The sequence below is a fragment of the Streptomyces sp. SID10853 genome (assembly GCF_010548145.1).
GTDB lineage: Bacteria > Actinomycetota > Actinomycetes > Streptomycetales > Streptomycetaceae > Streptomyces.
This window is the reverse complement of sequence record NZ_JAAGLN010000112.1, coordinates 1-22,040: the sequence shown is the minus strand read 5'-3', so window position 1 is coordinate 22,040 and position 22,040 is coordinate 1. Positions and strand designations below refer to the sequence as shown.

Here is a 22,040-nt window from a genome sequence, read left to right as displayed (position 1 = left end):
CGGCTCCGAAGCCCCCCTGGCCCGGCGGGTCCACCCCGCGAGCGCACGTACGCGCGCGGCGGCGTCCGCCAGCCGTTCCTCGGGCAGTTCGCCCGCCCGTACCGCCGCCACCAGGGCGTCGCGCAGCCGCAGTACGGTGCCCTCGTCCGAGAGGCCGCCGCCGACACAGATGGCGTCGGCGCCCGCCGCCACCGCGAGGACGCTGCCGCGCTCGATGCCGTACGTCGACGCGATGGCGCGCATCTCCATACCGTCGGTGACGATCAGCCCCTCGTAGCCGAGCTCACGGCGCAGCAGCCCGGTGAGGATCTGCGGGCTCAGCGTCGCCGGGCGCTCGCGATCGAGTGCGGGAAGCAGGATATGCGCACTCATGACCGACTTGGAACCGGCCGCGATCGCGGCCCGGAAGGGCACCAGTTCGCGGGCGTGCAGCGTCGCGAGGTCCACGTCGATGCGGGGCATCGCGTGGTGCGAGTCGACCGCGGTGTCGCCGTGGCCCGGGAAGTGCTTGGTGCAGGCCGCGACTCCGGCGGCCTGGAGCCCTTCGACGTACGCGGCGGTGTGCCGGGCGACCAGTGCGGTGTCGGCGCCGAAGGACCGTACGCCGATGACCGGGTTGTCCGGGTTGGAGTTGACGTCGGCGGACGGGGCCCAGTTGAGATTGACCCCGCACTCGGCGAGGCGCCGGCCCAGCTCACGGGCGACCGCCCGGGTCAGCTCCGGGTCGTCGACCGCGCCGAGCGCGAGATTGCCGGGGAAGGAGGATCCGGTGCGCACTTCGAGGCGGGTGACGTCGCCGCCCTCCTCGTCGATCGCGACGAGGAGGTCGTCACGCTCGGCCCGCAGCCGCGCGGTGAGTGCCGCGACCTGGGGGGCGCTGGTGACGTTGCGGCCGAACAGACCGACGGACGCGAGCCCTTCGCCGATCCTGCGCAGCAGCCAGTCGGGGGCCGTGGTGCCGGCGAAGCCGGGCTGCAGGACGGCGAGCGCGTCGCGGGTGAGCTGGTCCGTGCCCGTGGTGATGGTGGTCATGGAGCGCCGTTATCCCTTCACTGCGCCGGAGGTGAGACCACTGACCGCCTTGCGCTGCAGGTAGACGAAGAGGATCAGGATCGGGATGGCGAAGAGCGAGGAGGCCGCCATGGTCGCACCCCAGTCGTCGCCGAACGCCGTCTGGAACTGGGAGAGCCACAGCGGGAGCGTCTGCGACCCGATGTCCTTGTTGAGGATCAGCACCAGCGGGAACTCGTTCCACGCGGTGATGAAGCCGAAGAGCGAGGTGGCCATCAGCCCGGGGCCGAGCAGCGGGAGGATCACCTTCACGAACGCCTGCGGCCGGGTGCAGCCGTCGACCATGGCGGACTCCTCCAGCTCCTTGGGCACCGCGGCCACATAGCCCCGCAGCGTCAGGATCGTGAAGGGCAGCACCATCATCATGTAGAAGACCGTCAGCGGGACCAGGCTGTCCAGCATGTCGGCGTCGCGGACCAGCATGTAGACCGCGATGACCATGACCTCCCAGGGCGCCATCTGCGCGATCATGAAGGTCAGGAGCACCCCGCGCTTGCCCTTGAAGCGCATCCGCGCCATCGCGAACGAGGCGAGGAGCGCGATCACCAGCGACGAGAACACCGAAATGACGGTGACCAGCACGGAGTTGCGCACCAGCGTCCAGAAGTGGTCCGCGGCGACGACCTTGCTGAAGTGCGAGAAGGTGAAGTCCGTGGGGAACCACACGGGGGTGTCGGTGATGATGTCGCCGGTCGGCTTGAAGGCCGTGCTGAACATCCAGTAGACGGGGAAGGCGAAGCCCAGGAAGAGGATGATCGCGGTTGCGTTGGGCCAGAACCGGCCGAACAGTGAGCGCCTCACAGCTCGTCCTCCTCTTGCTTCAGTACGGTGCGAAGGTAGTAGCCGGTCAGCGCGAGCAGCACGATGATCGTCAGGAACGAGATCGCCGCGCCCATGCCGAAGTGCTGGTTGCCGACGCCCTCGACGAAGGCGTACACGGGCAGGGTCTCGGTGAGCCGGTCCGGGCCGCCGCCGTTGATCGCGAAGAGCTGGGCGAAGGACTTGAAGACCCAGATGACTTCGAGGAACGTCGTGGCCAGCAGGAACGGCTTGAGGAACGGGAAGGTCACCGAGGAGAAGCTCTTCCAGGTCCCGGCGCCGTCGAGCGACGCGGCCTCGTACAGCTCCTTGGGGATGGTCGTCGACGCGGCGTAGAGGTTGATCGCCACGAAGGGGATCGACTGCCAGACGATCAGCAGTGTCACCACCGAGAACGTGGAGAACTGGCCGCCGGTCCAGTTGTAGGCGGCCATCGAGTGCCAGCCGAGGGCGTCGAGTACGTAGTTGACGACCCCGAAGCGCTGGGCGAACAGCCACTGGTAGACAGTGGTGGCGGCGATGATCGGCATGGCCCAGGCGAGCACCAGGCCGAGCATGAGGAGCAGCCGCATCTTCTTGCCGAGGCGGGCGAGCAGCAGGCCGATCAGCGCACCGAAGACCATGATCAGTACGACGTTGGCCGCGGTGAAGAAGATCGACCGCTCGACGACCTTCCAGAAGTCCGAGCCGCCCAGGACGTCCTGGTAGTTGGAGAAGCCGTTCCACTCGGTGAGGTGGAGGATCAGCTGGCGCGGGTTGAGGTTCTGGAACGACAGCATGCCGTTCTTGACCAGGGGGTACCCCAGCAGCACCACGGTGGCGAGCAGTGCGGGCAGGAGGAGCAGATAGGGGCCCGCGCTCCCTGCTCTCCTCCTGGGCGCCGCCGCCGGGCCGCCCGGTGGCGCGTCTTCCTTACGGGGGCCGGCCCGGTGGACCGAGTCCGCTTGTTCGGTCTGCACTGACATGCTCGCCATCTCTTCTTGAGCCGTACGGTCGAGATCCATGCGGGTGCGCCGGGGGACGGACGGTGGCCCGCCCCCCGGCGCCTGCGGTCAGCTCTTCTGCGCCAGGCGCTTGTTGATCTCACCCTCGACGGCGGCCGCGGCGGCGGCCGGCGACTTCCCGGAGAGGACCGAGGTCATATAGCTCTTGATCGGGTTGGGCTCGTTCTCCACGGAGGCCCACTCGGGGATGAGCGGGGTGGTGCCGCCGGACGTCGCGGCGGCGGGTGCCGCGGCCTCGCCGGCCGCGTTGCCCTTGAGGTTGGAGTCGAGCGACGCCTTGTTCGGGACGATGCCGCTCTCCTTGGCGAGGGCGCCCTCGAACTTGTCGCCGAGCGCCATCTTCAGGAACTCCTTGGCCAGGTCCTGCTTCTTGCTGGCCGCGGCCACCGCGAGGTTCGAGCCGCCGAGGAAGACACCCTCGGGCTTGGCGGCCGTCTCACCGGGGATGGTGAAGTAGCCGATGTCCTTCTCGATCTTCTTGTTGGCCGCGATGGCCGTGGCGGCCTCCCAGCCCATGCCGACGAAGGCGCCGACGTCGCCCTTGGCGAAGACCTCGGCCTGCTGCGGGGTGGCCTCGTCCTTGTCCTTGGGCGCCTTGGAGTACGACTGGTACTTCTTGTAGAGCTCCATGGCGGCGGTGACCTTGGGGTCGGCGAGGTTGGAGACGTACTTGTCGCCGTCCTTCTTGACGAGGTCCGCGCCCTGGCCGATGGTGAGGCCGTCGAAGAAGTACCAGTTCTGGCCGGGCAGGTAGATCGGCTCGGCCTTGCCCTTCTTCTTGATCGCGTCGAGGTCCTTGAAGAACTCGGCGCGGGTCTTCGGGGTGCCGGTGATGCCGGCGTCCGCCCAGACCTTCTTGTTGTAGATGACGACGCGGTCGGCGAAGTACCAGGGCGCGGCGTACGACTTGCCCTGGTAGACCGAGGACTTGCTGAGCGAAGGCGTCCAGTCGGCGCCGATCTCGCTCTTCAGGTCGCTGAGGTCGGCGAGGCCGCCGGTCGCGGCGTAGGCCGGGGTCTGGGTGTTGCCGACCTCGATGACGTCCGGCGGGGTCGACTCGGAGAGAGCGGTGGTGATCTTCTGCTGGATCCCGTCCCACTTCTGCGTCTCGAACTTGACCGTGGCGCCGGTCTTCTTCTTGAAGGCTGCCTTGAGGTCCTTCGTCCAGCCGGGAGGCGTCGAGCCGTCCATCGCCCAGACGGTCAGCGTCTGTCCCTTGTAGCCGTCGGCCCCCGCCTTCTTGCTGTCATTACTGCTGTCCGAGCCACAGGCCGCGACGCTTGCCAGCATTGCCGCCACACCGATCGCCGCGATGAGTCCGCGCTTCACGACACCCTCCTCAGGGATGCAAAAAACTTCCCCCCACCACCCGAGAACGCCGTTCTGCCGCAACAAGTGCGACCGGTACTGCCCGTGGGGCTGGGACCTGGTCTTTAATGGTTTAGACCAGTACCGGGAGCTTGGCCTAGACCTATTGGGGTGTCAAGGGTGTATAAGAAAGGCTGTCGTGTCCGTTATCGGACCGACACCTGAGGGAGGGCGACGTCCCGTGACCGGACCGTGCCACCATGTGAGCCGCGACAGACGGAGGAGCCGGTGACGGCAGCAGCGCAGCACTCGGGAAGGCAGGCCATGAGCACCAGTGGGGGGACCACCGACACGGAGAGTGCGGCGCCCGGACGCACCGCCCGGGTGCCCAAGTACTACCGTCTCAAGCGGCACTTGCTCGACATGACGGAGACGCTGCCGCCGGGCACTCCGGTGCCGCCGGAGCGCACCCTGGCCGCCGAGTTCGACACCTCGCGCACCACCGTGCGGCAGGCGCTCCAGGAGCTGGTCGTGGAGGGCCGGCTGGAACGCATCCAGGGCAAGGGCACCTTTGTGGCCAAGCCCAAGGTCTCGCAGGCCCTGCAGCTCACCTCGTACACCGAGGACATGCGGGCCCAGGGCCTCGAACCCACCTCCCAGCTCCTCGACATCGGCTATGTCACCGCGGACGACACCCTCGCCGGGCTGCTCGACATCACGGCCGGCGGGCGGGTGCTGCGCATCGAGCGGCTGCGGCTCGCGAGCGGCGAGCCGATGGCCATCGAGACGACGCACCTGTCGGCGAAACGCTTCCCCGCGCTGCGCCGTTCGCTCGTGAAGTACACCTCGCTCTACACCGCACTGTCCGAGGTGTACGACGTCCGGCTCGCGGAGGCCGAGGAGACGATCGAGACCTCACTGGCCACTCCGCGGGAGGCCGGGCTGCTCGGCACGGATGTGGGGCTGCCGATGCTGATGCTCTCGCGCCACTCGATCGACGAGCGGAGCGAGCCGGTGGAGTGGGTGCGCTCGGTCTACCGCGGCGACCGCTACAAGTTCGTGGCACGGCTGCGGCGGCCGACCGACTGAGGCCCGGAGCAGGTCTGCACCAATCCCCCGCGACCCCCCACAGAATCGGGACTCTTCACCGAAATCCCCCCGGACGACCGGTGTTGCCGTTCCGGTATGCGGATAGGGGTTACGTCACATGAGCATCCTCGCCTAGATTTCCTGCGCGTTGTACCAGGTGCTCAGTGAGGGGACGGACCGCACCATGCCCGAGAAAAGACCGGTGGTCACGCCGGTGCGCGTGATCATCGCGGTATGCCTGATCGCACCCTTTGTCGCCATGCTCTGGGTGAGTTCGTACGCGAAGGTGGACCCGGCCTTCATCGGTATCCCGTTCTTCTACTGGTACCAGATGCTCTGGGTGCTCATCTCGACGGCGCTCACGATGACCGCGTACAAGCTGTGGCAGCGTGACCAGCGCGCCCGCAAGGGGGGTGCGTCCGCATGAAGGACGGTGTGAACGGAGTCGCGCTCGGCGTCTTCATCTTCTTCTTCGTGGCCGTCACGGTCGTCGGCTTCCTGGCCGCCCGCTGGCGCCGCGCCGACAACGCCGCCACCCTCGACGAATGGGGCCTGGGCGGACGGTCGTTCGGCACCTGGGTCACCTGGTTCCTGCTCGGCGGCGACCTCTACACCGCGTACACCTTCGTCGCGGTCCCCGCGGCCATCTACGCGGCGGGCGCGGCCGGGTTCTTCGCCGTGCCGTACACGATCCTGGTCTACCCGCTGATCTTCACCTTCCTGCCGCGGCTCTGGTCGGTCTCGCACAAGCACGGGTACGTCACCACGTCGGACTTCGTCCGGGGGCGGTTCGGCTCGAAGGGCCTCTCGCTGGCCGTCGCGGTCACCGGCATCCTCGCCACCATGCCGTACATCGCCCTCCAGCTGGTCGGCATCCAGGCGGTGCTCGACGTCATGGGCGTCGGCGGCGAGGGCAGCAACTGGTTCGTCAAGGACCTCCCGCTGCTGATCGCCTTCGCGGTGCTCGCCGCGTACACGTACTCGTCGGGGCTGCGGGCGCCCGCGCTGATCGCCTTCGTCAAGGACGGGCTGATCTACATCGTCATCCTGGTGGCGATCATCTACATCCCGATCAAGCTCGGCGGCTTCGACGACATCTTCGCCAAGGCCGGCCACGCCTTCGCGCAGAAGAACCCGGCGACGGGCCAGCCGCGCGGGGCACTCGCGCCGGGAGCGGCCGGTCAGTGGGGTTACGCCACGCTGGCGCTCGGGTCGGCGCTCGCGCTGTTCATGTATCCGCACTCGATCACCGCGACGCTCTCCTCGCGCAGCCGTAACGTGATCCGCCGCAACACCGCGATCCTGCCGCTCTACTCGCTGATGCTGGGGCTGCTCGCGCTCCTCGGCTTCATGGCGATCGCCGCCGGCATCAAGGTCAAGAACGGCCAGCTGGCGATCCCGCAGCTCTTCGAGAACATGTTCCCCGACTGGTTCGCGGGCGTGGCCTTCGCCGCCATCGGCATCGGCGCGCTGGTCCCGGCCGCGATCATGTCCATCGCGGCGGCGAACCTCTTCACCCGCAACATCTACAAGGACTTCATCAAACCGGGCGCGACCCCCGCCCAGGAGGCCAAGGTCTCCAAGCTGGTCTCGCTCGTGGTGAAGGTCGGCGCGCTGCTCTTCGTGCTCGCCATGGACCCGACGGTGGCGATCAACTTCCAGCTCCTCGGCGGCATCTGGATCCTCCAGACGATGCCGGCGCTGGTCGGCGGTCTCTTCACCCGCTGGTTCCACCGCTGGGCGCTGCTCGCGGGCTGGGCGGTCGGCATGGTGTACGGCACGCTCGCCGCGTACGGCGTGGCCAGCCCGACCCAGGCTCACTTCGGCGGCTCGTCCAAGGAGATCCCGGGCATCGGCCAGATCGGCTACATCGGTCTGACGGCGTTCGTGCTCAACGTCGTCGTCACGCTGGTGCTCACCCTCGTGCTCAACGCGGTGAAGGCACCCGCCGGGATCGACGAGACGTCCCCGGAGGACTACACGGCTGACGCCGGTGACGAGGGCGTCCAGGTGGAGCTCCCGCCGGCCACGGCGGGCAGCCCGGCCGGCGCCTGAACCAGGCCGGCACGGCACCCGAGCGGCAAGGGCCGTCGCATCTCCCCCGGGAGATACGGCGGCCCTTTCGCCGTGCACGACACAACATATGGGGGGTGCTTTCCGACGGGCACCCCACATGTATGCTCATGCTCGCTGTCGCCGCAGGGGAATCCGGTGCGAATCCGGAACTGTCCCGCAACGGTGTGATCAGTGCGCTTTCGCGCACCGTGGAGTCCGAGGACCTGCCGACGGCGCATCCGGCTCGACCGAACCGGATGGGAAACGTCCGGGCCTCGCGGTAGGGCCTGCGGACGCTGTCGGTGTGCTGCTCTGCTGTGCCCGTACGCGCCCGTGCCCCCCGCCGGCCCCAGCCGAGCGAGGGAGAGCGCACCGTGACCATCGCGCCCACCGCACCTGTCTCCGAGCAGGTGGCGGACGCCCCGGGAACCGTACTGCTGCGGACCCTGACCGACCTCACCGCCGATCTCACCGACACCGACCCCGGCAGGGTCGCCGCCGCCGCCCTGCGCGGGCGCAACGCGGCGTCGGACGAGGCCGAGTTGCGGGAGCTGGCGACCGAGGCGGCCGCGGGTCTGATCTCCGAGGACCCCGCGTACTCGCGGCTCGCCGCCCGGCTGCTCACCCGCACCATCGCGGACGAGGCGGCGGGCGAGGGCGCGGTGTCGTTCTCCTCATCGGTCGCCGTCGGACACCGCGAGGGCCTGATCGCCGACCGTACGGCTGCTTTCGTACGGCTCCACGCGGAGCGGCTCGACGCCACCGTCGACACCGGGGCCGACGACCGCTTCGGGTACTTCGGGCTGCGCACCCTCTACAGCCGCTATCTGCTGCGCCACCCGATCACCCGCCAGGTCATCGAGACGCCGCAGCACTTCATGCTCCGGGTCGCCTGCGGTCTCGCCGCCGACGACTCCGCCGAAGCCGTGGACGAGGTGTCGGCGCTGTACGGGCTGATGAGCCGCCTCGACTATCTGCCCTCGTCCCCCACGCTCTTCAACTCCGGCACCCGGCACCCGCAGATGTCGTCCTGCTATCTGCTGGACTCGCCGCTCGACCAGCTCGACTCGATCTACGGGCGCTACCACGAGGTGGCCCGCCTGTCGAAGCACGCGGGCGGCATCGGCCTCTCGTACTCCCGCATCCGCTCCCGCGGTTCGCTGATCCGCGGCACCAACGGGCACTCCAACGGCATCGTCCCCTTCCTCAAGACCCTCGACGCCTCGGTCGCCGCGGTGAACCAGGGCGGCCGGCGCAAGGGCGCGGCCGCCGTCTACCTGGAGACCTGGCACTCGGACATCGAGGAGTTCCTGGAGCTGCGCGACAACACCGGTGAGGACGCCCGGCGTACGCACAACCTCAACCTGGCCCACTGGGTGCCCGACGAGTTCATGCGCCGGGTCGACACCGACTCCGACTGGTCGCTGTTCTCGCCCGCCGATGTGCCGGAGCTGACCGATCTGTGGGGCGACGCCTTCGACGCCGCGTACCGCAGGGCGGAGGCCGACGGGCTGGCCAGGAAGACCATCCCCGCACGGGATCTGTACGGGCGGATGATGCGCACCCTCGCCCAGACCGGCCAGGGCTGGATGACCTTCAAGGACGCGTCGAACCGTACGGCCAACCAGACCGCCGAGCCCGGCGCGGTCGTCCACTCGTCGAACCTGTGCACCGAGATCCTGGAGGTGACGGACGACGGCGAGACCGCGGTCTGCAACCTGGGCTCGGTCAACGTCGGCGCGTTCGTCTCCGGCGACTCGCTCGACTGGGAGCGCCTCGACGCGACCGTCCGCACCGCGGTCACCTTCCTCGACCGGGTCGTGGACATCAACTTCTACCCGACCGAGCAGGCGGGCCGCTCCAACGCCAAGTGGCGTCCGGTCGGCCTGGGCCTGATGGGGCTCCAGGACGTCTTCTTCCAGCTGCGGCTGCCCTTCGACTCACCGCAGGCCAGGGCGCTCTCCACCCGGATCTCCGAGCGGATCATGCTCGCCGCGTACGAGGCGTCCTGCGAACTCGCTGAGAAGAGCGGCCCGCTGCCCGCCTGGGAGAGGACCCGCGCGGCGCGCGGTGTGCTGCACCCCGACCACTACGCGACCGAGTCCGCCTGGCCGGAGCGCTGGGCGGCGCTGCGCGCCCGGATCGCGAAGACCGGGATGCGCAACTCGCTGCTGCTCGCCATCGCGCCGACCGCCACCATCGCCTCGATCGCCGGGGTGTACGAGTGCATCGAGCCGCAGGTCTCCAACCTCTTCAAGCGCGAGACGCTCTCGGGTGAATTCCTCCAGGTCAACGCCTACTTGGTGAATGAGCTGAAGCAACTCGGCGTCTGGGACGCACAGTCCCGTGAGGCGCTGCGCGAGGCGAGCGGCTCGGTGCAGGGCTTCAGCTGGATCCCCGATGAGGTGCGGGCGCTGTACCGCACGGCGTGGGAGATCCCGCAGCGCGGTCTGATCGACATGGCCGCGGCCCGCACCCCGTACATCGACCAGAGCCAGTCGCTGAACCTGTTCCTGGAGACGCCCACCATCGGGAAGCTCTCCTCGATGTACGCGTACGCGTGGAAGCAGGGCATCAAGACCACGTACTACCTGCGCTCGCGCCCGGCGACGCGCATCGCGCGGGCGGCGCGCTCCGCCGCCGTCCCCGCCCAGCAGGCTCCGCCCGCCGCCGACGCGGACGCCGTCGCCTGCTCCCTTGAGAACCCCGAGTCCTGCGAGGCATGCCAGTAATGAGTGACGAACCCCAGAAGAACGCGAAGAACCTGCTGGACCCGGGCTTCGAACTGACGCTGCGTCCGATGCGCTACCCGGACTTCTACGAGCGCTACCGCGACGCGATCAAGAACACCTGGACGGTCGAGGAAGTCGACCTCCACTCGGACGTGACCGACCTGGCCAAGCTCTCGCCGGGTGAGCAGCACATGATCGGCCGGCTGGTCGCGTTCTTCGCCACCGGGGACTCGATCGTCTCCAACAACCTGGTGCTGACGCTCTACAAGCACATCAACTCCCCCGAGGCGCGGCTGTACCTCTCGCGCCAGCTGTTCGAGGAGGCTGTGCACGTCCAGTTCTATCTGACGCTGCTGGACACCTATCTGCCCGACCCGGAGGACCGCGCGGCGGCCTTCGACGCGGTCGAGGAGATCCCGTCCATCCGCGAGAAGGCGCAGTTCTGCTTCCGCTGGATGGACTCGGTCGAGAAGATCGAACGCCTGGAGACCCAGGCGGACCGCCGCCGCTTCCTGCTGAACCTGATCTGCTTCGCCGCGTGCATCGAGGGGCTGTTCTTCTACGGGGCCTTCGCGTACGTGTACTGGTTCCGCTCGCGGGGGCTGCTGCACGGTCTGGCGACCGGCACCAACTGGGTGTTCCGTGACGAGACCATGCACATGAACTTCGCGTTCGAGGTGGTCGACACGGTCCGCAAGGAGGAGCCCGAGCTCTTCGACGACGCGCTGCGCGAGCAGGTCACCGACATGATGCGCGAGGCGGTCGAGGCGGAGCTGCAGTTCGGCCGGGACCTGTGCGGCGACGGGCTGCCGGGGATGAACACCGAGTCGATGCGCGAGTACCTCCAGTGCGTCGCCGACCAGCGGCTGACCCGGCTGGGCTTCGCCCCGGTGTACGGCTCGGAGAACCCGTTCTCCTTCATGGAGCTGCAGGGCGTGCAGGAGCTGACGAACTTCTTCGAGCGCCGGCCTTCGGCGTACCAGGTCGCTGTCGAGGGCTCGGTCTCCTTCGACGACGACTTCTGAGCGAACGGGCGGTGGGCCCGCCCCGGATCTCCTCCGGGGCGGGCCCACCGTCTGCTTCCCGGTTCTCCTCGGTCAGCTCGTGAAGTTCCAGATGACCGTGCCGTGCAGGGTGACCAGGACCGCCATGACCACCAGATCGGCCACCCCCAGGGCGAGCCCGAACAGCGCCCTGCCCCGGCGCGCGGTCCGGTACCAGAGCGACATCGAGGCGAGGACGATCGCCATGGGGCCGAGGAACACGTTCATCACCAGCAGCCCGAGAAGCCCGAGCACGAACGAGGCGACGGCCATCCCGTCGGCGTCCCTGCCCTGGCCACGGGTGGGGGAAGTACTGACGGTGTCCATAGCGGGGCTCCTGTTCCGGTTCGGCCGGCGGGGGCGTTCAGCGCCGGGTACGCGGGTACCGCTCGCGGATGGCGAAGACCACCAGCCAGCAGCCGATGACCCCGAGCGCGACAAGGCTGATGTGGCCCGGGATCTGTGTGACGGCGCCCAGCAGGACACCGAACAGCACGAGCACGATCTCGAAGGGAAGCATGCGTGTCCTTTCGGTCGGGGCGCGCTCAGCGCCCGGCGTACTCAGCCGGGTGTCCACCGCGCGAGGCGGCGCCGTGCGTACCGTCGTCGGCGGCGGAACCACCCGGGTCGGGGCGCCCCGGCATCCACCAGTTCCAGCGGCCCATGAGCCGCATCGCGGCGGGTACCAGGACGAGCCGTACGAGCGTCGCGTCCAGCAGGACCGCGATCGCCATACCGAAGCCGAGTTGCTGGATCGGCACGATGCCGGCGAACCCGAACGCCCCGAACACGGCGACCATCAGCGCCGCCGCACCGGAGATCAGCGGGGCGGTACGCGTCAGGCCCCTGGCCACGGACGCCGTGTTGTCACCGCTCACCAGATACTCCTCACGGACCCGGCCGAGCAGGAACACCTCGTAGTCCGTACTGAGACTGAACAGCAGTGCCAGCAGCAGCACCGGCACGAAGTTCTGCAGGTAGTCCGTCTTCTGGAAGCCGAGCAGCCCGGTGCCGAAGCCCTTCTGGAAGACCAGGACGAGCACTCCGTACGTCGCCCCGATCGACAGCAGGTTCATGGCGATGGCCTTGACCGGGAGCAGCAGTGAACGGAACGCCAGCATCAGCACGATGAACACGGCCACCAGCATCAGCCCGATGACTTCGATCAGATGGTCCTGGATCACCTGGTTGGCGTCGATGCCCTCGGCGGCCTCACCGCCGACCACGGCGTGCAGCGGCCCCGACAGGGTGCCCGACCTCTCCCGCACGTCGTGCAGCAGCGTACGGACGGCGTCGCTGGACGAGCGGTCGTCCGGGATCACTTCGAGCACGGTGACCCGGTTGTCGGCTGCGACGTAGTGCCGGACGGTGTTACGGGCGTCCGGGGGCAGCTGCGCCAGACGCGGGCCGGCCAGCGCCGCGAAGGGCGCCTGGGGCGAGACCTTCTTGAGCGTGTCGATGCCCGATTGGACATGTGCCACGTGCGGCAGCGCGCTCAGGTCGTCGCGCAGACGCAGCAGCTGGTCCGACTGCGGCAGGTCCTGGAGCGGGCGGGAGGAGGTCACCACCACCTGCACCGGGGATGTGGTGCCGACACCGAACTGCTTCTGGACCTCGTCGTAGCCGACCCGTACCGGCGAGGAGTGCGGGATGATGCGCGAGTCCGGTGAGAAGGTCCGCAGCTGCACGGCGGGCGAGGCGATGGCGAGCAGGACGACGGTGGTGCCGACCAGGAACAGGACGGGGCGGTTCATCACCCGCACGGCGGTCCGGTACCAGCGGTCGGACGTCATGTCCTGGCTGCCGGATGCACGGGTACGCGAACGCCAGGGCATCCGCACCCGGCCGTTGTTGACGCGGTGGCCGAGGAAGTGCAGCAGCACCGGGAGGAAGAGCACGGAGCTGAGGACCGAGAACGCCACGACGACGACGCTGCCGAGCGCGATCGAGAAGATCACGTTCAGGTCGATCAGGAACAGCGTGCACATCGCCATCGCGATCGTGATGCCGGAGGCGACCACCGTATGGCCTGAGGTGCGCAGCGTCTCCGCCACCGCGGCCTCGACGTCCTTCCCGGCCGCCAGCTCCTCCTTGAATCTGGTGATCATGAAGAGCGAGTAGTCCACCCCGACGCCGAGCCCCAGCATCGTCGCCGCGTTCTCCACGAAGACCGACAGCTCGGTGTGGGCGGCCAGCGGTGCCAGTACGCCGAGGGTGAGGACGATCGCCGTGATGCCGACGGCCAGCGAGGCCAGGGCCGCGACCACGCCGCGGAACAGATAGAGCAGGATCACCACGATGAGCGGGAGGGTGATCAGCTCGGCCTTCATCAGGCCCTGCTGGCTCAGTGTGTTGATCTCTCCCCAGAAGGACGCCGGGCTCACCAGCGAGACGTCCAGGCCCTGGGAGTCGAACCGGCCGGTCAGGTCCTTCTGGACCTTGGGCAGTTCACGGCGGGCCGAGCCGTCGTCGCGGTCGAGCGCGACCGAGACCGTGGCGGTGTGCCCGTCCTTGCCCTGGAACGCGGTGCGGTTCTGCCGGGAGAGCGTGGTCCATCCGTAGCTGTCGGTGGCCTTCAGGGCCGGTTCGGCCGTCACGGCCTTCGCCACCGACCGCACACGCTGCTCGAACTGCGGCGCCGTCGCGCCGTACCGCCGGTCGTGGACGACGAGCGTGACCGTGACCTGGCCGCGGCCGGTGAAGCCGTGCTCCAGCCGGGCCGCGGCCTTGTCCGAGTCGGATCCGCTCACGAACCACCCGCCGCCGCTCAGTGAGTCGGCGATCGACATCGCGCCGGTGCCGCTCACGGCCAGCGCGACGATCCACAGGACCAGGAGGGGCCAGCGCAGCCGGGAGGTCAACCGGGCCGCGGCTGCCGCCACCCCACGCCGGCCCGCGGACCCGCCCGCGGCCTCTTGGCGCCCGGCCCCGGGCGGCGAGGAGGAATGATGCTCGGTCATGAGGTGGCTCCCGATGCCTGGAGAAGTCGACGGATTCGCGGGATACTAAAAGCAACTCGCGTTCACTTACATACTCACAGTCGGTGAGTATCCTTGGAGGTACTATGACAGTCAAGTCACGACGCGAGGAGTACGCGGCTCTGACCAGAGCGGCGTTGCTGGAGGCGTCATCAGAGCTGTTCGTGGCGAAAGGTTTCGGCCCCACGTCGGTGGATGACATCGCGGCCGCCGCGCGGGTGAGCAAGGGCGCCGTCTACTACCACTTCCCCGACAAGCGGACGATCTTCGACGAGGTGTTCCGCGAAAGTCAGCAGGCCGTGATGGCGCACGTGGCCGAGGCCGCGTCGACCGGCCAGGAGTCCCCCTGGGCGATCGCGGAAGCGTCGGTCCGTGCCTTCCTGCACAGCTTCGAGATCGACGCGGACAAGCGGTCCCTGCTGCGGCAGTCCGCCGGGGTCCTCGGTGTCGAGCGCTGCCGTGAGATCGACGACGAGCTGGCCCTGCCCCAGATGCGCTTCCTGCTGGAGGTCCTGGAGAACCGCGGCGAGCTGCAGCCGGTCGACCTGGACACCGCGGCCACCGTGATCTTCGGCATGCTCTGCGAGGCGGCCACATCGGTGGCCTTCGCCCGCAACCCGAAGAAGGCGGCCGGTGAGGCCGGGCAGGTCGTGGTCCATCTGCTCTCGGGGCTGCGCAAGTCCACGGAGTCCTGAAGGCGGTTGTCGTGCGGACGCCGCCCGTGCGGGCCGTCGCGCAGCCGGCCATGAAAGCAGCCGCGCGGACGGTTCTGTGACCCCGGCCGCCGCCGCGGCCGGGGTCACAGAAGCCAGTGGGTCAGCCGGTGCTTCCCTCCTCAGGAACCGGCGCGGCCGGCAGCGGGGCGTACGCGCGCTTGCGGGCAGCGAGCTCCCGCAGCCCGCCCAGGAGGACGAGAGGCCGTTGCGCGGCCGCCGCCCACCGGCCCGCCCGGCGGCGGGTGGCCCGGTGCACATCCACCGCGACATTGCGGCGCACCGGCTCCCCGGCCAGGATCTCGGCGGTCATCCGTGCGCTCAGCGCCCCGAACAGCAGTGAGGCGTACACGAGTTGCGGAACGCTGTACTCGGTGTCCGCCAGATGCTCACGGGCGTTGACCAGCATCTCCAGCGGGATATGGCGTACCGGTATCACCTTGAACAGCAGGGACCACACCATCGCCTGCTCGGTCATGGCCTCGGTGATCTTCCCGTCGAACGGGCGGGACCCGGCTCTGCGGTAGTCGTAGAAACGGATGTACTGGGTGCCGGCCATGTCGTAACCGGTCAGTACGGGCAGCCGCTCCCGGGCCGCGGCGGCGTGCAGCAGATACTTCGCCCGCCATCCGGCGCGCTCGGTGACATCGACGCCGTCGACCACCAGGGAGCAGCCCGCGACGAGGCGCTCCACGTTCTTCTCGGTGATGCCCTCGGTGACCACCTCGGCCCTGGCGTACGGGTTGATCGCCGTCACGCGCCCGGCGGCCACGGTCGCCTTGTTGCTTCCGATGTCGGTGAACACCGCGTGCTGGCGGTTGAGGTTGTTGAGCTCGAAGGTGCCGTTGTCCGCGAGGACGAAGTCCTGCGCGCCCAGCCGGACCAGAGGCTCCACGGCCGCTCCGCCGGTCGAGCCGCAGCCGGCTATCAGCAGCCGGGACCGGCCCAGTTCGGACTGTGCGCGGTCCGAGACGAAACCGCGGTTGCGCTCGGTCAGGTCCGCGTAGAAGTCCGGCGGCGCTGCGTGCGTCGTCATCAGGCCGCCACCTCGATGCTGTGCACGGTTCCGGCGAGACTGCCCATCAGGTCCCGTACCGCACGGAACGGTGCGGGCGCCGTGGCCGCCCGCTCGACCAGTGCCGCACGCCGTACCGCTTCCTCCCGCGGGGGAAGGACCGCGATGAACGGAAGCACCTTCTCGCGTGTGACGTACATCGGGTGCATGAGATCGGTGGGGCCGAGGTCGGGCGTGGTGCCTTCCACCAGGTGCACTTCCAGGCCGAGCAACATCAAGTGCCGCAGTGCCACGTGCCGTTCGACGTCTCCGACGAGCATCCTGGTACGGGAGTCCGGGTGGCACAGGGCCCCGGTGATCCCGGACAGCAGCTCAAGGGTGACGCGGAGCCGCTGGGTCCTGTCGGTCATGGCGTGGTCGTGGACGAAGCGCTTCACCTCGCGTATCGCATGGGTGGAGAGGCCGGCCGACCCGGGCAGCAGCGAGATCAGCCGCATGCCGTGTGCCTGCTCACAGGGGAAGAGCACGCGTTCCGGGGCGGACGCCGGCTGCGGTTCGGGGTCTCCGCTGTGCGCGAGGGAGACGTATCCGAGGATCCTGCCGGTCTCGGTGTCGGTGGCGATGACATGGATGTCCGCCGCCCCGAATCCCTGGATCGGCTCGCAGAATAAGGACCGGTTGAAGACGATGTCCGGGCTCGCGAACCCGGCCTGGAGGTACTGGGAGAGCCGGAATACCCCGAGGCCCATGAGATAGCGGCGCGGAATGTGTTCGGTGAGCGCTGCCGTGACCGTCACACCCTGGCCGCGGTCCGCGCGGTAGAGGTGCTTTCCGCTCTGCTCCAGCTCGCCGGAGAGCCCGCGAAAGCTGAGCCGTTCCTGCATGTCGAGAATGTCACGGATATAACGACGGCGTATTCGGCCGATCGCAGGATCGGTCACCGGGGCCGTGGTTTCCGTCGGCCCGTCCGGAACCGGCCGGGAGCCGGGTGCCTTCTGGTAGGGGATACCGCGGGGAACATGCCATGGAATTGCCGCGCCGACGGCGGGCAGAGTGATCCCGTCCATAGGGGCTCCTCTTGTTGAAGCGGTGGGGCTCAGAAGTCGTCATCGGAGTAGAGAGCCTCAGTGATGGCGAGGGCGAGAACCTCAGGTGTTCCTTCATAGATACGGGCGCCGAAGGATTCACGGACGAACTTCTCCATGCCGTACTCGCGGAGATATCCGCGGGCACCCATGAGGGACATGGCTTCCTGAGCGACCTCGATAGCGACGCGGTCGGCGAAGAGCTTCGCTGTGGCGGGCTCGTAAGCGGGGGCGGGCATGGCGGTGTCGGTCGTCTGGGCGGCTTTGAGATACATCAGCCGGGCCGCGTCGGTCTTCGATGACATCTCGGCGAGCTTGCGCGCGGTGAACTGGTGCATGTACAGCGGAACACCACCTTGCACACGGTCTTCGCACCACTGCTTCGCCAGATCGAAAGCGCCTTGCGCGATACCGGTGGAGATGGCGGCGACCGTGGCACGCGCCATGTTCATCTGCTGGACGTTGATAAGCATGCCGTTGCCTTCGCCACCGACGATGTTCTCCATCGGGACCTGCACATCGTCGAGGAGCAATTCACTGCCGAGGCAGGCACGGTAACCCATTTTGTCGGCGACGGGCCCACGTGTGATTCCGGGGGTGTCCAGCGGAACGATAAAAGCGGTGAGGCCGGTGGCGCCCGGATGTCCTTCGATGTTCGCGTACACACAGGCAAAGTCGGCGACCTTGGCATTGGTGATGAAGCGCTTGCGGCCGGTCAGCAGATAGTGGTCGCCCTGGCGGCGCGCCCGTACGACGTCGGTGGCGTGCTCGGCGTTCTCCGGGATGAGGAGGTCGCAGCCCGCCGCGTCCTCGGTGATGGCGTTGCACGCCAGCACGGCGGTGTCGCCCGAGAACCGCGGCAGGAAGCGGGACTGCAGCCGGGTGTCGGCCGACAGCAGGATCGGGGCCTGGCCCAGCAGGGTGGCTCCGAAGATCAGGGCCGTCCCCGCACACGCCTTGGCTATCTCCTCCAGCGCGACGGCGACGCCGAGGACGCCCAGGCCCAGGCCGCCGTACTCCTTGGGGACGACCAGCCGCAGCAGTCCCGCCTCGTGGCCGCGCTGCACCAGCTCCAGGTCGAAGTCATCGTGCTCGGCACGGTCGTTGGCCGCGACGCGGGGCCTTACTTCCTTGTCGACGAACTCCCGGACCCGCTGCCGCAGTTCCCGGATGTGCGGCGGCTCGGCGAGGAAGTCGGCGGACGCGGTGTGCTCTGTCGTGGTGCTCACGGTTCTCCAGGCTCTTGACGTGAACTGGTGCGTAAAGACGTGGTCTTGTGCGTGAAAGCTGCCGGGCCGCGCGGCGCCGGGGTCCGGCGGGACGGGGCTTCGGGGCGGTCCGCGCGGTCAGGCGGGGAGCCCTTCGGCCCTGGCGATCTCCGGGTACTGGTCGAAGGCCGGCTGGAGCAGCGGGACGAATTCGAGGACCTTGGACACATTGCCCTTGATGCGCACCTTGCCCGTGGCCAGCGCGACCGGCATGAGGAGCTTGCCGAGCCAGAGGCTGTGGGCGGTGTCGCTGCTCATCTTGATACGGATCGCCGCCGGGCTTTCCGGGGCGCCCACCGTGACGTCGTCGGGCGTGACGTACAGCTCGAACTCCGGCTTGGTCTGGATGAGATGCAAGGAGATCTGGGAATCACGCATACGGCGTGCGAACCCCTCGTCCTTGATGAGGATGTTGAACAGGCCGCTGAAGACCTCACTGGCCTGTTCGGAGGAGCTGAAAACCGGCATGACGAAACTCCGTGTCGTGTGGGGTGAAGGAGACCGCCGAAGAAGACGTCGGTCGGCGGGCACGGAGCATTGAGGCACGCCGGAATACACGGCGTCACAAAATGATCCGCGCCTGACCGAAATCGACGTCATGAACGGCGGAATGAACCCATGGAGCGGAATGAATCCATGGGGAGATGTGCGTCATGCGCCGGAAGAGAAGGCGCGGACGCGTAGGCGTAGGGGAGAACGTATGGGCGTGAAAGCCCCTCAGTCAGGGGCTGTTACCGGGCAGGAACTACTACCGGGCAGTAAGGAACTGTCACCGGGCCGCACCCAAGAGAGGTCGCGGCTTTCGTGCGTGGTCTGGAGCGGTACGCGAAGGAGGGAGCCTTACAGCGACATCGCATGGCGGCCCTGCTGCCGATCGTGCCCATGGGATTCAGGAACTGATGAATCGTCACCTGAAAACGGCACGAGACCGGTATCGCTGGTTCGCACATGTCCGCACTCCCCCGTGATGATGCTTCCCTCTGGTCTTCCCCGGCATCCGTTCACCGAGAACAAGAGAAGCCTCGCTGCGCTGTACCACGCTTGAATGCTACTGCCAGCCAGTCAGCGACTGCAAGTCAGTCATTGAGCAGGTATTGGTTTTCGTACAGGGTCTATCGAACGTTTGATGCGGTGATACCTGCGGCGGCGACATGTACGCACGAGATACGCCGCGCAGTGGCGGAAAACAGTATTCGGGCGTGGCGGAAAAAGTCTCCACCACGCCCGAATACTCCTGCGTACGCCCCGTCAGGTGCTGTGCACCGCCGTGCTCCTCAGAGGTTGGGGACCGTCTCGTACCGCGGGGTGCCCTCTGCCATCTGCCGGAGGGCGTCCTTGCGGTCGCGCTTCGACAGCCGGTCGATGTAGAGGTAGCCGTACAGGTGGTCCGTCTCGTGCTGGAGGCAGCGGGCGAAGTAGCCGGTGCCGCGGACCTTCACCGGGTTGCCCTCCGCGTCCTGGCCGGTGACCTCCGCGTAGTCCGGGCGGGCCAGCTCGGCGTACGCGGTCGGGACGGACAGGCAGCCCTCGTTGGACTCGTCGAGCCGGCGGCGCTCGGCCGGTGTCTCGGTGAGCACCGGGTTGCAGACGGCTCCGACATGGCGCGTGCCGTCGTCGTCGAGGCAGTCGTAGACGAAGACCTTGAGGTCCACACCGATCTGGTTCGCGGCCAGGCCCACGCCCTCGGCGGCCTTCTGGCTGGCGAACATGTCGTCGATCAGCTGGGCCAGCTCGGCGTCGAACGAGGTGACGGTCCTGCACTCCCGGTGCAGCACCGGATTGCCCACGACGGTGATGGGACGGGCGGTGCCACGGGCGCGGTGGGCCTCCTCGCGCTCCTCGCAGTCCTCGGTGTCCACGACGAAACCGTCATTGGCCTGCTGGTCCGTCTGCTGCTGCGACATGTCCGCCGTACGCCTTCCTCAAAAACCCGGATCGATCCCGTACAGCCTAACGGGCCGACCGGTGGGAGGGAGCGGCTCCAGCGGCTCAGCAGACCTCTTCGAGGTCCCGCCACTCGCGGCTGTCCGGGCTGTCCGCGACCCAGCCGTCGAGGAGTCCGCGCACCAGCCCCGCCGGGGCGGCTATCCCGCACTCGCGCTCCGCGACCCAGAGCCCGCCCGCCGTGCGGTGGCCGAGCGGCCCCGGGTGGCCCGGCTCGCTGTGGTCGTGCGGATCGGGGCGCTGCTCGCCGTCGCCCTCGTCGCTCTCCATCTCCGACTCGGAGCAGGCACGGCAGAGCAGCCGGACCGAGGACGACCAGTCCTCGGCGGCGAATCCGGCGTCGGCCGCGAGCTGTTCCAGGGCGTCCCTGTCGGACTCGGTCGCCGCTTCCAGCAGCACCACCCAGGTCGGTACGGGCGAGGGCGCCCACAGCTCGATCTCGTCGAAGACCGGGTACGAGGGCCCAGCGGCGGTGACGCGCTCGCCGTGCGGGACGCCGTCGTGCAGGACGACCTCGCCCCAGCGCCTGCCGGACGAGGGCAGCGGGATGGAGAGCACCTCGATCCGGGCGGGGTCGAGCCGGCGGCCCCAGACCACCTCGGCCTCTCCCTCGGGAGAGAGCCGCACGGCGGCGGAGCCGAGGTCCATGCCGACCGGCTCACCGCTGGCCGCGGGCTCGCCCGGGACCCGCAGCCCGTACGCCTGCCAGGCCCGGCGGGCCAGCGGCCAGTCCTGCAGCGCGGTGGCCGCGATCCCGACGTTCCACCAGTCCGGGGCGCCCGCCTCGCGGTCCAGGAGCGCCACGGCGCGCAGCCCCGCGGTCCGTGCGCGGTCCCAGTCGTGCCGGAACTTGTGCAGCAGGGCCAGATTGAACCAGGACTCGGACAGCCACGGCTCCAGATCGGCGGCGCGGGTGAGCAGGGCTCCCGCGTCCTCGTACCGACCGTCGCCGATCAGCGTGAACGCGCGGTCCGTGGCCTGCCGCCAGGATGCGGAGGGCCGATGCCGTACCTTCCCGAAGATCCTCACGATTCCCGCCTGCCGGTCGCTGAAAAGACTCTGCTTCCCGGGCTCCGATTCCCCCGGACACCCTCTCTTCGCATCCAACCATGCCCAGTCGGAGCGGCGCTCATTACCCATCGGTTACCCGCTCCCGGCCCGGATTCAGGCGGCGCCGCCCCGGGCGAGCACACGGGCGAGGGACTCCACGACTTCCGGCTGGTAGTCGTGGCCGGTGCCGAGGCGCAGCCGCTCCAGTGCGCCCAGTGAACCGCCCGCGCCCTTTACCTCTTCGTTTTCCCCGGCGAGGTCCTCGTACGCATTGACCGCCCGGACAATGCGGGCGGTGAGCGGTTGCTCGCGGTACGGATCCGCCTGCCGCTCCACGATCACGGCCACCTTGGCGTCGACCCCGGTCTGGCGGACCACGGCGCCGCCGAGCAGCGCGATCCTGCGCTGTTCGGCGGGCGGCAGGGGTGCGGTGGCGCCGCCGGGGACCGGGTCGACGAGGGAGAGCTGGCCGATGTCGTGCATCAGGCCCGCGTACTCCAGGACGGTCAGCGCCGGTTCGGCGAGGCCCAGCTCCCGGCCGACGGCGCGGCTGAGCCCGGCGACCCTGCGGGCGTGGCCGTGCGGGGTGTATCCGGCGATCTCGGTGGCGCGGGCGAGCGAGGTGATGGTCTGCCGGTAGGTCGTGCGGACCAGCGCGTGGCGGCGCAGGGAGAGCTGGGTGAGCAGCAGCGGTACGGAGAAGACGGGCAGCGCCCACAGCCCGGCGACCGCGACGCCCAGCGCCATCACGACGCCGGTGGCGCAGACCGCCGAGCCGATACCGGCCAGCGCGCGCAGTTCCTCGCCGAGCAGCGGCCCGATGGGGACGCCCCGGCCGGGGCGGTGCGGGGAGCCGGGGGCGGGGC

20 protein-coding genes and 1 riboswitch are annotated in these 22,040 nt (G+C 68.7%); of the genes, 6 read left to right on the top strand and 14 right to left on the bottom strand.

Annotated features, from left to right (window positions below):
• The 4 genes from G3I19_RS20950 to G3I19_RS20935 all read right to left on the bottom strand — a co-directional run.
• Positions 1-1,032 (bottom strand): glycoside hydrolase family 3 protein (locus G3I19_RS20950; RefSeq protein WP_164265208.1); only part of this gene is annotated, 1,032 nt, incomplete at its 3' end.
• A gap of 9 nt (positions 1,033-1,041) precedes the next feature.
• Positions 1,042-1,872, bottom strand: a complete 831-nt coding sequence (locus G3I19_RS20945) for a carbohydrate ABC transporter permease (RefSeq protein WP_164265207.1) — start codon at positions 1,870-1,872, stop codon at positions 1,042-1,044.
• Positions 1,869-2,855 (bottom strand): sugar ABC transporter permease, encoded by a 987-nt coding sequence (locus G3I19_RS20940; protein ID WP_164265206.1) that lies wholly within the window; start codon positions 2,853-2,855, stop codon positions 1,869-1,871. Before G3I19_RS20940 ends, G3I19_RS20945 begins: the two co-directional genes overlap by 4 nt.
• Positions 2,856-2,942: 87 nt before the next feature.
• Positions 2,943-4,223 carry an extracellular solute-binding protein gene (locus tag G3I19_RS20935; protein ID WP_164265205.1) on the bottom strand — a complete coding sequence of 427 codons (1,281 nt, stop codon included), beginning with the start codon at positions 4,221-4,223 and terminating at the stop codon, positions 2,943-2,945.
• Between the two features lie 303 nt (positions 4,224-4,526).
• Between G3I19_RS20935 and G3I19_RS20930 the strand changes: the two genes are divergently transcribed.
• The 5 genes from G3I19_RS20930 to G3I19_RS20910 all read left to right on the top strand — a co-directional run bounded on the left by G3I19_RS20930 (position 4,527) and on the right by G3I19_RS20910 (position 11,103).
• Complete coding sequence (locus tag G3I19_RS20930; protein WP_164265204.1) at positions 4,527-5,291, top strand: GntR family transcriptional regulator; 765 nt, start codon at positions 4,527-4,529, stop codon at positions 5,289-5,291.
• 184 nt (positions 5,292-5,475) lie between these two features.
• Positions 5,476-5,718, top strand: coding sequence for a DUF3311 domain-containing protein (locus G3I19_RS20925; protein WP_164265203.1), 243 nt, complete (start codon positions 5,476-5,478; stop codon positions 5,716-5,718).
• Entirely contained in the window at positions 5,715-7,346 is a 1,632-nt protein-coding gene (locus tag G3I19_RS20920; protein WP_164265202.1) for a sodium:solute symporter family protein, read from the top strand. The genes G3I19_RS20925 and G3I19_RS20920 overlap by 4 nt, the downstream gene beginning before the upstream one ends.
• A gap of 115 nt (positions 7,347-7,461) precedes the next feature.
• Positions 7,462-7,593: riboswitch (cobalamin riboswitch) on the top strand.
• 127 nt (positions 7,594-7,720) lie between these two features.
• Complete coding sequence (locus G3I19_RS20915; protein WP_164265201.1) at positions 7,721-10,078, top strand: ribonucleoside-diphosphate reductase subunit alpha; 2,358 nt, start codon at positions 7,721-7,723, stop codon at positions 10,076-10,078.
• The gene (locus G3I19_RS20910; protein ID WP_164265200.1) at positions 10,069-11,103 is read left to right on the top strand and encodes a ribonucleotide-diphosphate reductase subunit beta; all 1,035 of its coding nucleotides are present in this window, start codon (positions 10,069-10,071) and stop codon (positions 11,101-11,103) included. Before G3I19_RS20915 ends, G3I19_RS20910 begins: the two co-directional genes overlap by 10 nt.
• Before the next feature lie 72 nt (positions 11,104-11,175).
• Here G3I19_RS20910 and G3I19_RS20905 read toward each other — a convergent pair whose 3' ends face one another.
• Genes G3I19_RS20905 through G3I19_RS20900 form a run of 3 tightly spaced genes read right to left on the bottom strand, consistent with a single transcriptional unit; the run spans position 11,176 to position 14,081 of the window.
• A complete protein-coding gene (locus G3I19_RS20905) occupies positions 11,176-11,448 on the bottom strand; it encodes a DUF4190 domain-containing protein (RefSeq protein ID WP_164265199.1) in 273 nt (90 codons plus the stop codon).
• A gap of 37 nt (positions 11,449-11,485) precedes the next feature.
• Positions 11,486-11,641, bottom strand: a complete 156-nt coding sequence (locus G3I19_RS36930) for a hypothetical protein (protein ID WP_203599821.1) — start codon at positions 11,639-11,641, stop codon at positions 11,486-11,488.
• A 25-nt stretch (positions 11,642-11,666) separates the two neighbouring features.
• Positions 11,667-14,081, bottom strand: a complete 2,415-nt coding sequence (locus G3I19_RS20900) for an MMPL family transporter (RefSeq protein WP_164265198.1) — start codon at positions 14,079-14,081, stop codon at positions 11,667-11,669.
• Between the two features lie 104 nt (positions 14,082-14,185).
• On the opposite strand from G3I19_RS20900, the gene G3I19_RS20895 reads away from it, so the two are divergent.
• Positions 14,186-14,794: a TetR/AcrR family transcriptional regulator gene (locus G3I19_RS20895; RefSeq protein WP_164265197.1), complete on the top strand. Its 609-nt coding sequence runs from the start codon at positions 14,186-14,188 to the stop codon at positions 14,792-14,794.
• A 121-nt stretch (positions 14,795-14,915) separates the two neighbouring features.
• Here G3I19_RS20895 and G3I19_RS20890 read toward each other — a convergent pair whose 3' ends face one another.
• The 7 genes from G3I19_RS20890 to G3I19_RS20860 all read right to left on the bottom strand — a co-directional run.
• Positions 14,916-15,848 (bottom strand): ThiF family adenylyltransferase, encoded by a 933-nt coding sequence (locus tag G3I19_RS20890; RefSeq protein WP_164265196.1) that lies wholly within the window; start codon positions 15,846-15,848, stop codon positions 14,916-14,918.
• The gene (locus tag G3I19_RS20885; RefSeq protein ID WP_164265195.1) at positions 15,848-16,894 is read right to left on the bottom strand and encodes a hypothetical protein; all 1,047 of its coding nucleotides are present in this window, start codon (positions 16,892-16,894) and stop codon (positions 15,848-15,850) included. Before G3I19_RS20885 ends, G3I19_RS20890 begins: the two co-directional genes overlap by 1 nt.
• 29 nt (positions 16,895-16,923) lie before the next feature.
• Complete coding sequence (locus G3I19_RS20880) at positions 16,924-18,141, bottom strand: acyl-CoA dehydrogenase family protein (RefSeq protein ID WP_164265194.1); 1,218 nt, start codon at positions 18,139-18,141, stop codon at positions 16,924-16,926.
• Between the two features lie 117 nt (positions 18,142-18,258).
• Positions 18,259-18,648, bottom strand: a complete 390-nt coding sequence (locus G3I19_RS20875; protein ID WP_164265193.1) for an SCP2 sterol-binding domain-containing protein — start codon at positions 18,646-18,648, stop codon at positions 18,259-18,261.
• A gap of 806 nt (positions 18,649-19,454) precedes the next feature.
• Positions 19,455-20,084, bottom strand: coding sequence for a peptide deformylase (gene def, locus G3I19_RS20870; RefSeq protein WP_164265192.1), 630 nt, complete (start codon positions 20,082-20,084; stop codon positions 19,455-19,457).
• Between the two features lie 85 nt (positions 20,085-20,169).
• The gene (locus G3I19_RS20865; RefSeq protein ID WP_164265191.1) at positions 20,170-21,153 is read right to left on the bottom strand and encodes a hypothetical protein; all 984 of its coding nucleotides are present in this window, start codon (positions 21,151-21,153) and stop codon (positions 20,170-20,172) included.
• A 135-nt stretch (positions 21,154-21,288) separates the two neighbouring features.
• A partial coding sequence (locus G3I19_RS20860; RefSeq protein ID WP_343235155.1) for an HD domain-containing protein occupies positions 21,289-22,040 on the bottom strand: 752 nt, incomplete at its 5' end.

Coding starts and splice junctions, on each gene's coding strand:
- G3I19_RS20895 (WP_164265197.1), top strand. CDS start 14,186: ATGACAGTCAAGTCACGACGCGAGGAGTACGCGGCTCTGACCAGAGCG.
- G3I19_RS20890 (WP_164265196.1), bottom strand. CDS start 15,848: ATGACGACGCACGCAGCGCCGCCGGACTTCTACGCGGACCTGACCGAG.
- G3I19_RS20905 (WP_164265199.1), bottom strand. CDS start 11,448: ATGGACACCGTCAGTACTTCCCCCACCCGTGGCCAGGGCAGGGACGCC.
- G3I19_RS20885 (WP_164265195.1), bottom strand. CDS start 16,894: ATGGACGGGATCACTCTGCCCGCCGTCGGCGCGGCAATTCCATGGCAT.
- G3I19_RS20930 (WP_164265204.1), top strand. CDS start 4,527: ATGAGCACCAGTGGGGGGACCACCGACACGGAGAGTGCGGCGCCCGGA.
- G3I19_RS20900 (WP_164265198.1), bottom strand. CDS start 14,081: ATGACCGAGCATCATTCCTCCTCGCCGCCCGGGGCCGGGCGCCAAGAG.
- G3I19_RS36930 (WP_203599821.1), bottom strand. CDS start 11,641: ATGCTTCCCTTCGAGATCGTGCTCGTGCTGTTCGGTGTCCTGCTGGGC.
- G3I19_RS20910 (WP_164265200.1), top strand. CDS start 10,069: ATGCCAGTAATGAGTGACGAACCCCAGAAGAACGCGAAGAACCTGCTG.
- G3I19_RS20940 (WP_164265206.1), bottom strand. CDS start 2,855: ATGTCAGTGCAGACCGAACAAGCGGACTCGGTCCACCGGGCCGGCCCC.
- def (WP_164265192.1), bottom strand. CDS start 20,084: ATGTCGCAGCAGCAGACGGACCAGCAGGCCAATGACGGTTTCGTCGTG.
- G3I19_RS20875 (WP_164265193.1), bottom strand. CDS start 18,648: ATGCCGGTTTTCAGCTCCTCCGAACAGGCCAGTGAGGTCTTCAGCGGC.
- G3I19_RS20920 (WP_164265202.1), top strand. CDS start 5,715: ATGAAGGACGGTGTGAACGGAGTCGCGCTCGGCGTCTTCATCTTCTTC.
- G3I19_RS20925 (WP_164265203.1), top strand. CDS start 5,476: ATGCCCGAGAAAAGACCGGTGGTCACGCCGGTGCGCGTGATCATCGCG.